We start from the raw sequence: 13,575 nt of genomic DNA on the forward strand, positions 1-13,575 counted from the left end.
ACCGTGTACCGCATGGCACGACCCGAGACGCTGAAGATCGTGCATCTCGATAGTTTTACCGCCGTGTATCACCGCGCATCGGGCATCACCCATCTCATCACGGCGCCTGCGCCTGAGATTCTGGCGACGCTGGGGGAGGCCGGCCTTTCCCGATCGGCGCTGCTTGCGCGGCTGGCGGTGGAGTATGATCTTGGCGATGCCGATGAAGCGGCGTTGCTCGCCCGGCTTGATGAATTGGTCGCGACCGGCCTTGTGTCGACCGCATGAGGCATCACTTCGCCGTGCGGATCGGCCCGGTCGGGTTTCGCATCGGGTCTGACTGGCGCGCGCCGATCGCGCAGCTCGAAAGCCTCTATGCGGCCTATCCCAAGCCGTATGATGGCGTGCCCGATTTCACCGTGCGCCTTTTCGCCGCGCGGCCGTGGCGGCGCTTTGCGCGCGCAGCGGTGATGATCGGCGGCGATTACGTCCTGCCCGAAGCGGCCCCGTTGCCGCTCGCCCAAGGATTGCTCGCCGCCGAGATGGGCATGAATTTGCAAATGGCGCTGGGGCAGCGGCGATATCTGCTGCTGCATGCAGCGGTGGTCGAGCGTGACGGGCAGGCGCTGATCCTGACCGGCGTTTCGGGCGCGGGGAAATCGACGCTTGCCGCCCTGCTCAGCCTGCGCGGGTGGCGGCTGATGGGGGATGAATTCGCGCTGCTCGATCCCGAGACCGGTCTGATCCACGCCTTTCCGCGGCTGATCAGCTTGAAGAATGCGAGCATTGCCACGGTCGCGGCGGAGGTGCCCGAAGACCGCTTTGGCCCGCTGCTGGAGGGGACGCCCAAAGGCAGTATCCGGCATGTCGTGCCTGATGCGACAGCGGTGGCGGCGATGGACGCACCGGCGCGTCCCGCGCTGATCCTGTTCCCGAGCTTCGGCTTCGAGGCGGCGGCGCGCGATGTCTCACCGAGCGAAGTGTTCGTGCGGCTGACGCAAGCCTCGACCAACTACGTCGCGATCGGCGAGCGCGGGTTCGATGCGCTGACGGCGCTTGTGAACAGCGTGCCGGCGCGCGCGGTTGACTATCCGGATACGGCGAGCGCCATCGCGCAAGTGGAGGCAGCATGGACCGCGCGCTAGACGGCTGGCTTCTTGCCGCTGCGCTGCGCGCTCCCGAGAGTGTGCGGACGCTCGATGCGGACGGCTGGACGGCGCTGCTCGCGATCGCGCGGGCGGAGCAGATGATCGGGACGCTAGCGTGGCGGCTCGACGGCGTCGCGATGCCGCCGGGAGTCGCGCGCATCCTCACCGATGCGCGGGCCTCGGCCGAACAGGGGCGCGTCATCGCATTGTGGGAGGCCGAGGCGGCGCGGCGGGCGCTTGCGCCGCTGGGCGTGCCCGTGGTGTTGCTGAAGGGGACGGCGTTCGTCGCGGCGGATTTGCACGCGGGCCAAGGGCGTTCGATCGGCGATCTCGACATCCTCGTGCCGCGTGAGACGCTCGGTGCGGTCGAGGCGGCGCTGCTCGGTGCGGGCTGGGAATGGGTCAAGCCCGATCCCTATGACGACGCTTACTACCGGCAATGGATGCACGAACTGCCCCCGCTGATCCACCGCGACCGCGACCGGATGATCGACGTGCACCATACGATCCTGCCGCGCACCGCGCGGATCACGCCCGATGCGGTGGCTTTGCTGTCAGATGCCGTCGAGGTTGCGCCGGGGCTGTGGACGCTGTCGCCAGCCGACATGATCGTCCACGCCGCGGCGCATCTGTTTGCCGACGGGGATCTAGCGGGTGGGATGCGCAATCTGTGGGATGTCGATCAGTTCTGCCGCGAATTTGCGTTAAATGATCGGCATTTTTGCCTGAGCGTCTATGAGCGGGCGTGGGAGCATGGATTGTTGGCGGCAGTCAAGCGGGCGTTCCGCTTGTGTCATCAGCTCTACGGTACGCCAGTCGTCGGCTACACTACGCCAATAACGATCGATCTTTCTCCGCGTCTTTCGGACCGCGCCTATCTCCGCCGCGTAACCGCGCGCGACGGGTGGGGCAGGGCGACGCGACCTTTTACGCGCCAGGCCTTCTATATCCGCTCACATTGGTTGCGGATGCCGCCGCCGATGCTCGCGCGGCATTTGTGGATCAAGTGGCGCCAGGGTGGCGCCGGGCCAGCGTCAGGCTGACAGCCGCGCGAGCGTTGGCAGCAGGTCGTCGAACGAATCGATCACCGCATCGGCACCCATCTCTTCGACCGGCTCGAGCAGGAAGCCGAAGCTGACCGCGATGCCGGGGATTTCGGCATTCTTCGCTGCCATGATATCATAGATCGAGTCGCCGACGAACGCCGCGCGAACCGTACCGACGGCGCCGCCGCTGCGCCGGATCATCTCGTCGATCGGCGCGCGGTGCGGCTTGGACAAGCCCGGCCCCAGCGTATCGCCGCCGATGATGCAGGTGAACCGCTCGGTCAGGCCGAGATCCGCGAGCAAGCGGAGTGCGAGCGACTCGAACTTGTTGGTAACGATCGCGGTCCGGACCCCCATTCCATCGAGCTGGTCGAGCGCGGCCAGCGCGCCCGGAAACGGCCGGGTATGCACCGACACATGCTCCCCATAATAAGCCAGCATCCGCTTATAGAGCGGGCGGAATTCCTCCGGCGTGCAGCCGCCGGTCGCCTCCAGTCCTTGCGCCAGCATGTGCTTCGCGCCGCCGCCGACCATCGTCTTGACCTGCTCGACCGTCAGCAACGGGCGACCGGCAAAGGCGAGCGTGTCGTTGACCGCGGCGGTCAGATCACCACTGCTGTCGACCAGCGTCCCGTCGAGGTCGAATCCGACGATTTGGAATGAATTCTTCGTCATGTGGTTCCGCCTGACAGGGTTGCTATGGAATTGGCAAGACTGTCGTGGCAGGGCTGTGCGTATGAGCCGACCTCTCGCCGCCATCATCCTAGCCGCGGGCAAGGGCACCCGCATGAAATCGGATCTGCACAAGGTGCTGCACCCGATCGCGGGGCGACCGATGTTGTTGCATTTGATCGCAGCCGTCGCCGCGTTGAAGGCCGAGCGCACTGTCGTGGTGACGGGTTCCGGGCGCGCGCAAGTCGAGGCCGCGGTCTCGCCGCTCGGCATCGCGACCGCGCTGCAGGCCGAGCAGCTCGGCACTGGCCATGCGGTAGCCCAAGCCGAAGCGGCGCTCGCGGGTTTCGATGGCGATGTCCTGATCCTCTACGGCGACGTGCCGCTGGTCTCCTCGGCGACGATGCAGGCGATGATCGATCGGCTTAACGCGGACGACGCGCCCGCCATCGTCGTGCTCGGCTTCCGCCCCGCCGATGCCGCCGCTTATGGCCGGATCATCGCGACCGGCGGGATCATCGACAAGATGGTCGAGTATAAGGATGCGACCGAAGCCGAGCGCGCGGTCGGCTTGTGCAATTCCGGGCTGATGGCGGTGCGCAGCGCCGATCTGTTCCCGCTGCTCGCCCGCGTTGGAAACGACAATGCCGCGGGGGAATATTATCTGCCCGATGTGGTGATGCTGGCGGCGGCCGACGGGCGTCGCTCGGCGGTGATTGAAACCGCCGCCGAGGAGGTTGCCGGGGTTAACAGTCGCGGAGAACTCGCAGGCGTCGAGGCGTCCTGGCAAGCGACGCGCCGCGCGCAGGCGATGGCCGATGGCGCGACGCTGATCGCGCCGGAGACGGTCTGGTTCGCGCATGATACCGTCATCGGGCGTGACGTGGTGATCGAACCCAACGTCTTCTTCGGCCCCGGCGTCAGCGTCGGTGATGGCGCGACGATCCACGGCTTCAGCCATATCCAGGGTGCTACGATCGGCGCGAAGGCTGAGGTCGGCCCGTTCGCGCGGCTGCGCCCCGGTGCCGTGCTGGGCGAGAAATCGAAGGTCGGCAATTTCGTTGAAATGAAGAAGGCGACGCTTGGGCCTGGCGCGAAGGCGAGCCACCTGACCTATCTCGGCGATGCTGAGGTGGGCGCGGACGCGAATATCGGCGCAGGCACGATCACCTGCAATTACGATGGTTTTTTCAAATATAAGACGGTGATCGGTGCGGGTGCTTTCATCGGCTCAAACTCGGCCCTCGTCGCGCCCGTAACGATTGGCGCGGGCGCGATTGTCGGGGCGGGATCGGTCATCACCGCCGATGTGGAAGCGGACGCGCTGGCGCTGGTCCGACCGCCGCAAATGGTCAAGTCGGGCTGGGCGGCCCGCTTCCGCACCGCGATGCTTGCGCGGAAAAGGTCTGGCGAATGATATCGAGATATGATATCAGTATATCATTATGACGCGCATTTTGGCTGATTTGCCCGATGAAGACATTAAGCGGCTCGATCAGATCGCTGCTGATCGCGGCACGTCGCGTGCCGCTGTGCTCCGCGAGGCAGTTTCGGTCTATAACCCGCAAGGGTCCGCATCTGACAAATTGGACTGGCTTGATGCTGGGTTCGGCGCTTGGAAGGATCGAACCGAGATTGGTGACGCGGTCGAATGGCAACGTCGCGAGCGTGCGTCATCGACTCGGCCCTGGGATGACGATTACGAGTCGGTAAAGGCCGAATTTCCGGATCTGTTCGATGCTGAAGACGACCGGCAGCGTCAGATTTACCTCGATATGGTCGCGGGGAAATATCCCAAACCGCGCGGCGCCTGATAATGAACGGTTTTTCGTTCGATACGAACATCATCATCGATGCACTGGCGGGCTACGACATGGCCAAGACTGAAATACTCCGTGCTGTGGAGCAGCATCGCCGGGTATGGACCAGCCGGATGGTGTGGGTCGAGGTCTTGTCGAAGGGTACGCCAACCATGCTTCGCAGCGCCGAGGCGTTTTTGTCGGGATTCAACGTGGATGAGATCGATGCCGAGATAGCCAGCACGGCGGCCTCGTTGCGCCGCCAGCGCCCCCGCCTAAAGTCCCCCGATGCCATTATCCTCGCCACCGCGCAATTGCGCGGCCGTATCCTCGTCACGCGCAATACCAAGGACTTTCCTGCCGAAATGCCGGGAATCCGTGTTCCTTACACCCTGTAGCGAAAGAGCCACCCCATGTGCGGTATCGTAGGCATTGTCGGCAAGGAACCCGTGGCCGAGCGTCTGCTCGACGGGCTCCGGCGGCTTGAATATCGTGGCTACGATTCCGCCGGGATCGCGACCGTGCATGATGGCGAGATCGAGCGGCGGCGCGCCTCGGGCAAGCTGATCAACCTCGCGCGCGAACTGGCCGCAACGCCGCTCGACGGAACCGTCGGCATCGCACACACCCGCTGGGCGACGCATGGCGGGCCGACGACGAACAACGCGCACCCGCACGCCACCGAAGAAGTGGCGCTGGTCCACAACGGCATCATCGAGAATTTCAAGCCGCTGCGCGACGAGCTGATCGCGCGCGGGCGGGTGTTTACGAGCGAAACCGATACCGAAGTCGTCGCGCATTTGATCAGCGAAAAGGTCGAGGGCGGGATGAGCCCGACCGATGCGGTGGCGGAGGTGCTGCCACGCTTGCACGGGGCGTTCGCGCTGGCGATCCTGTTCCGCCAGCATCCCGACTTGCTGATCGGCGCGCGATTGGGGTCGCCACTGGTAGTCGGTTATGGCGAGGGCGAGACCTACCTCGGCTCCGACGCGCTCGCGCTCGCGCCGCTGACGCAGCGCATCTCGTATCTCGAAGAGGGCGACTGGGTCGTCATCACCGGCGACGGCGCGAAGATCTTCGACAAGGACAACATGCCGGTCGAGCGCGCGATCACGATTTCCGGAGTCACCGGCGCGTTGATCGACAAGGGCAATTTCCGCCACTTCATGCTCAAGGAAATCTACGAGCAGCCGATCGTGGTCGCGCAGACGCTGCGGTCCTACCTCCAGCGGATGGAGGAGAAGATCACGCTGCCGATCCCGGAGTTCGATCTGTCGAGCATCAAGCGCGTGACGATCGTCGCGTGCGGCACGAGCTTCTATGCCGGCATGGTCGCCAAATATTGGTTCGAGCAATTTGCGCGCGTGCCGGTCGATCTCGATGTCGCGTCCGAGTTCCGTTACCGCGCGCCGGTGATGGAGCCGGGCGGGCTGATGATCGTGATCAGCCAGTCGGGCGAGACCGCCGACACGCTCGCCGCGCTGCGTCATGCCAAGGCCGAAGGGCAGACCATCGCCGCCGTCGTCAACGTCCCGACCAGCTCAATGGCGCGCGAGGCGGATTTGCTGCTGCCGACGCATGCCGGGCCGGAGATCGGGGTTGCCTCGACCAAGGCGTTCACCTGTCAGCTGGCGGTGTTGGCAGCACTTGCCGCCAATCTCGCTAAGGCCAAGGGGCGCATGACGGCGGCGGAGGAAAAGGCGATCGTCCATCACCTCGCCGAGGCCCCGGCAGCGCTCAACGGCGCACTTGCCTATGACGAGACGATCCAGGCGATGGCGCACCTGATCGCCGGCGCACGCGACGTGCTGTATCTCGGGCGCGGGACCGATTATCCGCTCGCGCTGGAAGGTGCGCTGAAGCTCAAGGAAATCAGCTACATCCATGCCGAGGGCTATGCCGCGGGCGAGATGAAGCACGGGCCGATCGCGCTGATCGACGAAAACGTGCCCGTTATCGTCATCGCACCCTCCGGCCCGTTGTTCGACAAGACCGTCAGCAACATGCAGGAAGTGCAGGCGCGTGGCGGCAAGGTGGTGCTAATCTCGGATTATGATGGGGTGCAGGCGGCGGGCGAGAATTGCCTCGCGACGATCACCATGCCCAAGGTCCACCCGCTGATCGCGCCGCTTGTCTATGCCGTGCCGGTGCAGTTGCTCGCGTACCATGTCGCGGTGATCAAGGGCACCGACGTCGACCAGCCGCGAAATCTGGCGAAGTCGGTCACGGTCGAGTGAAGTGGGACGAGTGACCGACCCACTGGTCGCTGGCGTCGAACTTGGGGGAACAAAGGTCATCTGCGTTCTCGCCAGTGGGCCGGACGATGTGCGCGACCGCGTGACCATTCCGACGATTGCGCCCGACGAAACGCTCGGCGCGGTCGAGCAAGTGCTGCGCCGATGGTCGGGCTATGATGCACTCGGTATTGCAAGCTTCGGGCCGGTCTCGCTCGATTGTAGCGCGCCGAATTACGGTTTTATTACCGCGGCGACCAAGCCGGGCTGGTCGAATACCGATGTTGGCATGCGGCTGGGGCGCGTTGCGGGTGTGCCGTTCGGGTTCGACAGCGACGTGAATGGCGCGGCCCTTGGCGAAGGTCGTTGGGGCGCTGCGCGCGACGTGGCTGATCATGCCTATGTCACCGTGGGGACCGGCGTCGGGGTCGGGCTGGTGCTGGGCGGTGATCCGGTTGCCGGGCTGACGCACCCTGAGCTTGGGCATATCCGGCCGACGCGAGCGCCCGGCGACGCGTGGCCGGGGTCGTGCACCTTTCACGGCGCCTGCGTCGAGGGTCTGGTTTCCGGGACCGCGATTCGCGCCCGTACCGGAGTCGCGGCGCAGGATCTGCCGATCGATGATCCGGCGTGGGACGGGGTGGCGCATACGTTGGCGCAGCTTTGCCACATGCTGGTCCTTACTGGAATTCCGAGACGGATCGTGCTGGGCGGTGGGGTGATGGTCGGTACGCAGCATCTCTTCCCCGCGATCCGCGCGAAGCTTGTCGACAGCCTCGGCGGCTATGTTTCGGCCATCGGATTGCTGCCGATCGATGACTATGTCGTGCCTGCTGCGCTGGGGGGAATGGCGGGGCCGCTAGGCGCAGTTGAACTGGGCGTGCGTGCACTCCGATAAACTACGTGTTTACCCCGCTTTAACCGTATCCGCTTACCCCATTGCAACGGGCCGACGCGCCCAATGATCTTACGGGCGGTGCCGATATGCGAATACTGATCGTCGACGACGAACCGGCCATGCACGATAGCTATCGGCGCAGCTTCGCGCCGGTCTCCGCCGACACCGGCGCGCTCGACGCGATGGCGGCCGAACTGTTCGGTGCCGACGACGATGCGGACAATCCAGACGCCGACCCCCAGTTCGTCCTGACCCACGCGATGCAAGGCCTGGACGGCGTCGCAGCGGTGGAAGCGGCGATCCGCAATGGCGACCCGTACGCGGTCGCCTTCATCGACGTCCGCATGCCACCGGGCATCGACGGCAAGGAAACTGCGGTCCGGATTCGTGCGCTCGATCCCAATATCAACCTCGTCATCGTCACCGGTTTTTCCGATTTCTCGCCGATCGAGATTTCCAAGGCGGCAGGCCCAGCCGACAAGATCTTCTACATCGCCAAGCCGTTCGAAGTGGCCGAGGTCACGCAGATGGCGACCGCACTGGCGCATCGCTGGCAAGGCGACCGCGAATTGGCAACGGCACGCGAAATTCTGGCGGCTCAGGTCGTGCAATTGCAGGAGCAGGGCCACGAACTCGCCGCGAACGAAAGCCGCGCGATCCACATGGCGAACCACGATTCGCTGACGGAGGCACCCAACCGGCTGGCGTTCCGTCGCGCGCTGACCGACCGCGCGCGCAGCACCGCCCAGTTCGCAGTTGCTATGGTCGATCTCGACCGCTTCAAACTGGTCAACGACACGCTCGGCCACCTCGCTGGCGACGAACTCATCCGCACGATCTGCGGCATCTTGCAGGTGCATATCCCCGCAGGTGGTTTGGTCGCGCGGCTGGGCGGCGACGAGTTCGGCTTATTGTTCGATTCCCCCGGCGCGGAAGCTGCCGAGATGGAATGCACGCGCATTTTGAAGGCATGCTCGGGCACATTCAAGGTGCTCGGCAATTCGGTTCAGGGCGGCGCCTCGATCGGCCTGATCGTCACCGAGCCGGGCGAAAGCCGCGATCCGACCGATCTGATGCGCCGCGCCGATCTCGCGCTCAACGACGCCAAGCGCGACGGGCGCGGAATCGTCCGCGTGTTCGACGAGGGCATGGACGAGAATATCCGCCTGCGCCGCGCAATCGAAGGCGGCTTGTCACAGGCAATCGCCAAGGGCGAACTTAGCCTGGTCTATCAGCCGATCGTCGCGCGCGAAGAGCTCGAAGTCGTCGGGTTCGAGGCGTTGCTGCGCTGGAACACCGAGGATCACGGGCCGATCAGCCCGGCGGTGTTCATCCCGATTGCCGAGGAATCGAACCTGATTCACGAACTTGGCGACTGGGTGCTGGCCGAATCGCTCAAGGTGCTGGCGGAATGGCCGAGCCAATATGTCTCGGTCAATTTCAGCCCGCGCCAGTTCCGCCGTCACAATTTCGTCGGCCGTCTGGTTGAAAGCGTGCAGCGCGCCGGCGTCGCGCCGCAGCGGGTGCAGATCGAGATCACCGAAACCGCGATCTTCGACGATGCCGATCGGGCTGCCGACACGCTCTATAAATTGCGCCAAATGGGCTTCCGCATCGCGCTCGACGATTTCGGCACGGGCTATTCTTCGCTCTACAACATTCGAAAATTCGCACTCGATTGCCTGAAGATCGACCGCAGCTTCATCGACGGCATGGGCCGTGAACGCGAATCGGCCGCGATCGTCCATTCGATCATTCATCTCGGTCGCGCGCTGGGGCTTGGCGTGGTCGCCGAGGGCGTCGAGACCGAGGCGCAATTGCAAGCCCTGCGTGTCGCGGGATGTAGCCACATGCAGGGCTATCTCCTGTCGCGCCCGGTCGCGCAGGATGTAGCACGCGGCATCGCCGAAGCCCGTTTCATTGTTGATCCCACCGCGGTCTACGATACCGCTGAGGATGTCGAAGCGGGTCACGGGACGCACGGCTGATGGCACCGCTCCGTTCCGTGCAAAGCGGGGTCAGGGGCAGGGTCGGGCGGTTGCGCAATCCCAGCTCGCTCGGCGCGAAGCTCGTCCTTATCCTGACCGCGGTCGGCCTCGTCGGATCGATCGCGTTGACGGCCTTGCTCGCCGCGCTGATCATCCCGAGTTTCAATCAGTTAGAGACCAAATCGATCGACGCGCATGTCGAGCGGACCCGCGCCGCGCTCAGCGATTTCGCGTCGAAGGTTGAGGGGGCTGTACGCGATTATGGCGACTGGACGTCAAGCTATGAGTATATGGCCCGTCCCAATCGCGAGTTCGAACGCGAGAGTTTCTCGCCGCTCGCCATGGCGAATCTCAACGTCGATGGCATGGCCTATATCGGCAATGACGGACGGATCGCGATCGTGCGCTGGCGCGATGCCGTGCGCAACGTGGATCGACCCGATCAGCGCGCGGCCTTTGCCGCGGCGCTCACGCAGACCGATTTTCGGCGGTTCCTGGGCGCGAAGAGTTCGGGCAGCTATTATCTGCGGCTTGGACGCGAGCTGGCGGCGATCGGCGTGGCCAAGGTGCGCCGCAGCGATGGCACCGGCGCGCCGCGCGGCTATGTGCTGATGGCGCGGCGGATTACGTCGAAGGCACTGTCGGACGTGCTGCAACTGCCCGCGACGCTCGACCTGGATGTCGCGCCGGATGCCAATATGATTACCGCCGCGCGCGCGACCATGCGGATCGCGGTGCCGATCCGCGGCAGTGACGGCCGTGCCGTGGCGAGTGCCGCCTTCACCGTGCCGCGCGACATTTCGGTGCTCGGCCAGCGCATGCTTTGGCTGGCAGTCGCCGGATCTACGCTGTTGCTCCTCGTCGTGCTGGCGATGCTGCGGCGGATGATCACGACGCTGGTGCTGCGCCCGCTGGCGCGCGTCGAAAGCCATATGCAGGTGGTGCGCACTTCGGGGTCGCTTGGCCTGCTGCCGGATGAAGTGCGCAAGGACGAGATCGGCTCGCTCGGCAACAGTTTCAACGCGATGCTGCAACAATTGAAGGACTTGCGCGAACGGCTGGAAGTGCAGAGCTTTGCGCTGGGCAAGAGCGAGAGCGCGGTCGCGGTGATGCACAATGTTCGCAATGCGCTCAATCCGATCAGCACGATCCTGTCGCAGGGCATCGCGCAAGCGCCGCCGATCGACCGCTCCGTGCTCGACCGGGCCATGGCCGAGCTGGCAACCGACGATGTGCCGGGGCCACGCCGTGCAAAGCTGATCGCTTTCGTGACCGCCGCCCTCGACGCCGAGAAGCGGGACCGTGACGCGCGCCGTCAGGAATTGCAGATCGGACGCGAGGCGATGAGTCATGTGCTGGAAATCATCGGCGCGCAGCAAAGCGCCGCGCACGAACGCCCCGCGCTCGAGCCGTGCGACGTGACCGAGATCATCGCCAAGAATGCCACGATCGCGCGCTATTCGGGCGCTGTGTCGATCGCCTTCAGCTTCCCGGCGCATCCGTGCCGGGTACTGGCTAGCCGCATCATCCTGAGCCAGGTGATCGGCAACCTCTTTTCGAACGCGGCCGATGCGATCGCCGCGACGGGCACGGCGAGCGGCTGCATCACCGTGACGATCGAGCACGTCGGCGATACCGCGCGAATCGCAATCCGCGATGATGGCGAGGGCTTTGCCGCCGACCAGACGCCAACCCTGTTCCAGCGCGGCTTTTCCACGCGACAGCACAAATCGGGCGGGCTCGGGCTGCACTGGTGCGCCAATTCGATGAACGCGATGGGCGGGGGCCTGAAGCTGGAGAGTGCCGGGCCGGGCCGGGGTGCGGTCGCGGTGCTGACGCTGGAGCTGGCGGAAGCGGCGGGGCTGGAGCGCGCAGCCTGAGGGGTGCGGGCGGCTCCGTAAAGTCGCAAACGTCACACCAAGCGGGGGTACGGGCCGGCGGCGCATGGCATCGCGCGAACGGTCCGGGACCGCGGAAGTTTAGGCGAAGTTTAGGGATAAACGGCTTTCGCCCTGGCGCGGGATCGCCCTTACGTGTGGCGCGCCGTCGGACAAGGCGCGATCCATGAAGCCAACACGTTCAAAGAGCCCGGCCAGTATGGCATGGCCGCGCGGTTGTAGGACAGTCGATTTCCGCTTTCGCCCCAATTGCAGACATTAAGCTATCATGTCAGTTTAACGCTTTCGAGGCGATCTGGCTAAATGCGCTTACCGATACGGAACAAGGGCGACCGACCCCTCACGATCTTCATCGAAATGCAATGCGATGTGTTTGAGATTCCCGTGGGCGGCGAGGCAATCGTTCGCCTCGCAGACGGTCTCCCTCATTCAGTTGATTTTCAAGATGGTTGGGTGACCATCTGGGATGAAGGTATCAACGCGTCGGTCGAGGTAATTAAAAACAGCGACAAGCGCGTCGATGAAGCACTCTCCCTAGCTCGCACGTGGCTTCACAGATTTGGCGCAGGCGATGAGGCGTTGCTGGTCGACACGGCGATCGAACGATTGGAACCGATCGTCGGATATTTTGGCGCGCGGGATCAGGTTTTTCGTGCCTTTTACAGTGGTTTCTTGAATGATGCCGACTGGTCTTCAAACGATGCAAATCTTGTCGCCAGCCACCGCGCGGGCATGGCCGCTGGTCGGTTCAACGAAATTGCCCGCAAAACGAAAATGTTTCCGGATTTGAGCGCCGCGCCATTCGACACAGATACCGCTCGCTCGGCTTTTGAACGAGCATTGAGCGATGGCAGCTAACACGAATTTCAGCCATTCCCGCTTGCGGCGCAAGGCAGCTTTCCATCACGCTAGAAGGGCAAAATCCCCTCGAGCGTCGCCAGCGGCATCGCGCCGCGGATGAAGCCGCCGTGGCGTAGCACGAAGGTATGCCGCACGATCTCGGCCTGCTGTTCGATACCGTAGCGCTTGAGCGGCAGTCCGGCGCGAATTGCGTAATCGTAGCGGCAGAAGGGATGGCGTCTTAGCGGCAGGTAAATCCCGTTTTGGCTTTGCCAGATATGCGTCAATTCGTGGATCAGCAGGCCCTGATCATCGAGGTTTCCACACGCAAAATCATCGCGATAGCGCGTGCCCTTGGGGTGGAAATGAATGCACCCGGTCGGCGCCATCACGGTCTCGCGTGGTTGGAAAAAGGCCCATTTGCGCTGTTCGATCCGCACCGGCGCATAATCGATCGCGTCGCCGAACACGCTGCGGGCCATGGCGATTTCGGCCGAGGTCAGCGGCCGTGCGCTCATTCCTTGGGCGCGGGCGCACCCGCCGCGATCGTCGGCACGCCGAGGTCGATCCGCTGATTGTTCGAGAAGGTGAAGGTCAGCTTGACCGCGCGCCCGGGCTTGATCCCGGGGTTCATATCGAACAGCATCAAATGCTTGCCGCCGGGTGCGAAGACATTGGTGGAACCGGCACGAACCGGAAAATCTCCGATCGGCGTCATCTTCGCCATGTTGCCCGAGCTCATCGATTCATGCAGCTCGCTCTTTACCGATACCGCGGTGCTGACCGACAGCAGCGTCACGTCTGAGGTGCCGCCGTGGATGGTGAAATAGGCCACTGCCGGGCGGCTCGGCACCGCATTCAGGCGGATATAGCCCTTGTCGACCGACAGCGCGGGCGGCGGCTGGGTGCACGCGGCGAGGGGAAGCAGGGCGACACTGAGGAACCGACGGAACAACGACTTTCTCCCATGTTGGGAACAACACGCGCTTCTGTACGTGCGGTGAAATCTTGCGACAAGCGAAAGCCCCCCTATATCCGCCGGGTGAGTGTCGCGTCGCTTGATCTGAGGGCGC

The 13,575-nt window shown here is 64.2% G+C and carries 14 protein-coding genes; 11 read left to right on the plus strand and 3 right to left on the minus strand.

The features are described from left to right. The first annotated feature begins 12 nt into the window (after positions 1 to 12). Genes HMP06_RS03705 through HMP06_RS03715 form a run of 3 tightly spaced genes read left to right on the plus strand, consistent with a single transcriptional unit; the run spans position 13 to position 2,170 of the window. Positions 13 to 267 (plus strand): HPr-rel-A system PqqD family peptide chaperone, encoded by a 255-nt coding sequence (locus tag HMP06_RS03705; RefSeq protein ID WP_176495885.1) that lies wholly within the window; start codon positions 13 to 15, stop codon positions 265 to 267. Then, positions 264 to 1,124: an HprK-related kinase A gene (locus HMP06_RS03710; protein ID WP_176495886.1), complete on the plus strand. Its 861-nt coding sequence runs from the start codon at positions 264 to 266 to the stop codon at positions 1,122 to 1,124. Before HMP06_RS03705 ends, HMP06_RS03710 begins: the two co-directional genes overlap by 4 nt. Beyond that, the gene (locus tag HMP06_RS03715) at positions 1,109 to 2,170 is read left to right on the plus strand and encodes a nucleotidyltransferase domain-containing protein (protein ID WP_176495887.1); all 1,062 of its coding nucleotides are present in this window, start codon (positions 1,109 to 1,111) and stop codon (positions 2,168 to 2,170) included. Before HMP06_RS03710 ends, HMP06_RS03715 begins: the two co-directional genes overlap by 16 nt. Here the strand turns inward: HMP06_RS03715 and HMP06_RS03720 are convergent. After that, positions 2,162 to 2,848 (minus strand): HAD hydrolase-like protein, encoded by a 687-nt coding sequence (locus HMP06_RS03720; RefSeq protein WP_176495888.1) that lies wholly within the window; start codon positions 2,846 to 2,848, stop codon positions 2,162 to 2,164. The two genes, HMP06_RS03715 and HMP06_RS03720, sit on opposite strands and share 9 nt — an antisense overlap. A 61-nt stretch (positions 2,849 to 2,909) precedes the next feature. On the opposite strand from HMP06_RS03720, the gene glmU reads away from it, so the two are divergent. The 8 genes from glmU to HMP06_RS03760 all read left to right on the plus strand — a co-directional run bounded on the left by glmU (position 2,910) and on the right by HMP06_RS03760 (position 12,520). Continuing rightward, positions 2,910 to 4,262 (plus strand): bifunctional UDP-N-acetylglucosamine diphosphorylase/glucosamine-1-phosphate N-acetyltransferase GlmU, encoded by a 1,353-nt coding sequence (gene glmU / locus HMP06_RS03725; protein ID WP_176495889.1) that lies wholly within the window; start codon positions 2,910 to 2,912, stop codon positions 4,260 to 4,262. 28 nt (positions 4,263 to 4,290) lie between these two features. After that, positions 4,291 to 4,659 carry a ribbon-helix-helix domain-containing protein gene (locus HMP06_RS03730; RefSeq protein WP_176495890.1) on the plus strand — a complete coding sequence of 123 codons (369 nt, stop codon included), beginning with the start codon at positions 4,291 to 4,293 and terminating at the stop codon, positions 4,657 to 4,659. Between the two features lie 2 nt (positions 4,660 to 4,661). Then, on the plus strand, positions 4,662 to 5,042 hold the full coding sequence (locus HMP06_RS03735) for a type II toxin-antitoxin system VapC family toxin (protein ID WP_176495891.1): 381 nt from the start codon (positions 4,662 to 4,664) through the stop codon (positions 5,040 to 5,042). A gap of 15 nt (positions 5,043 to 5,057) precedes the next feature. Beyond that, positions 5,058 to 6,881 carry a glutamine--fructose-6-phosphate transaminase (isomerizing) gene (gene glmS, locus HMP06_RS03740; protein WP_176495892.1) on the plus strand — a complete coding sequence of 608 codons (1,824 nt, stop codon included), beginning with the start codon at positions 5,058 to 5,060 and terminating at the stop codon, positions 6,879 to 6,881. Positions 6,882 to 6,891: 10 nt separating this feature from the next. Next, the gene (locus HMP06_RS03745) at positions 6,892 to 7,776 is read left to right on the plus strand and encodes an ROK family protein (protein ID WP_176495893.1); all 885 of its coding nucleotides are present in this window, start codon (positions 6,892 to 6,894) and stop codon (positions 7,774 to 7,776) included. A gap of 86 nt (positions 7,777 to 7,862) precedes the next feature. Further along, the gene (locus HMP06_RS03750; protein ID WP_176495894.1) at positions 7,863 to 9,764 is read left to right on the plus strand and encodes a putative bifunctional diguanylate cyclase/phosphodiesterase; all 1,902 of its coding nucleotides are present in this window, start codon (positions 7,863 to 7,865) and stop codon (positions 9,762 to 9,764) included. 50 nt (positions 9,765 to 9,814) lie between these two features. Next, complete coding sequence (locus HMP06_RS03755) at positions 9,815 to 11,644, plus strand: sensor histidine kinase (RefSeq protein ID WP_232089853.1); 1,830 nt, start codon at positions 9,815 to 9,817, stop codon at positions 11,642 to 11,644. A gap of 321 nt (positions 11,645 to 11,965) precedes the next feature. Continuing rightward, a complete protein-coding gene (locus HMP06_RS03760; RefSeq protein ID WP_176495896.1) occupies positions 11,966 to 12,520 on the plus strand; it encodes a hypothetical protein in 555 nt (184 codons plus the stop codon). Between the two features lie 50 nt (positions 12,521 to 12,570). Here HMP06_RS03760 and HMP06_RS03765 read toward each other — a convergent pair whose 3' ends face one another. Both HMP06_RS03765 and HMP06_RS03770 read right to left on the minus strand, forming a co-directional pair. Then, positions 12,571 to 13,020 (minus strand): vgr related protein, encoded by a 450-nt coding sequence (locus HMP06_RS03765; RefSeq protein WP_176495897.1) that lies wholly within the window; start codon positions 13,018 to 13,020, stop codon positions 12,571 to 12,573. After that, the gene (locus tag HMP06_RS03770; protein WP_176495898.1) at positions 13,017 to 13,457 is read right to left on the minus strand and encodes a copper chaperone PCu(A)C; all 441 of its coding nucleotides are present in this window, start codon (positions 13,455 to 13,457) and stop codon (positions 13,017 to 13,019) included. Before HMP06_RS03770 ends, HMP06_RS03765 begins: the two co-directional genes overlap by 4 nt. Positions 13,458 to 13,575: the final 118 nt, after the last annotated feature.

Origin of the sequence: Sphingomonas sp. HMP6, from assembly GCF_013374095.1 — a bacterium.
In the GTDB taxonomy this organism is placed as follows: domain Bacteria; phylum Pseudomonadota; class Alphaproteobacteria; order Sphingomonadales; family Sphingomonadaceae; genus Sphingomonas.

What these genes read in the sequence shown, in the direction of transcription:
- HMP06_RS03710 (WP_176495886.1), top strand. Translation starts at nt 264, where the DNA reads ATGAGGCATCACTTCGCCGTGCGGATCGGCCCGGTCGGGTTTCGCATC.
- glmU (WP_176495889.1), top strand. Translation starts at nt 2,910, where the DNA reads ATGAGCCGACCTCTCGCCGCCATCATCCTAGCCGCGGGCAAGGGCACC.
- HMP06_RS03705 (WP_176495885.1), top strand. Translation starts at nt 13, where the DNA reads ATGGCACGACCCGAGACGCTGAAGATCGTGCATCTCGATAGTTTTACC.
- HMP06_RS03765 (WP_176495897.1), bottom strand. Translation starts at nt 13,020, where the DNA reads ATGAGCGCACGGCCGCTGACCTCGGCCGAAATCGCCATGGCCCGCAGC.
- HMP06_RS03720 (WP_176495888.1), bottom strand. Translation starts at nt 2,848, where the DNA reads ATGACGAAGAATTCATTCCAAATCGTCGGATTCGACCTCGACGGGACG.
- HMP06_RS03750 (WP_176495894.1), top strand. Translation starts at nt 7,863, where the DNA reads ATGCGAATACTGATCGTCGACGACGAACCGGCCATGCACGATAGCTAT.
- glmS (WP_176495892.1), top strand. Translation starts at nt 5,058, where the DNA reads ATGTGCGGTATCGTAGGCATTGTCGGCAAGGAACCCGTGGCCGAGCGT.
- HMP06_RS03760 (WP_176495896.1), top strand. Translation starts at nt 11,966, where the DNA reads ATGCGCTTACCGATACGGAACAAGGGCGACCGACCCCTCACGATCTTC.
- HMP06_RS03715 (WP_176495887.1), top strand. Translation starts at nt 1,109, where the DNA reads ATGGACCGCGCGCTAGACGGCTGGCTTCTTGCCGCTGCGCTGCGCGCT.
- HMP06_RS03735 (WP_176495891.1), top strand. Translation starts at nt 4,662, where the DNA reads ATGAACGGTTTTTCGTTCGATACGAACATCATCATCGATGCACTGGCG.
- HMP06_RS03730 (WP_176495890.1), top strand. Translation starts at nt 4,291, where the DNA reads ATGACGCGCATTTTGGCTGATTTGCCCGATGAAGACATTAAGCGGCTC.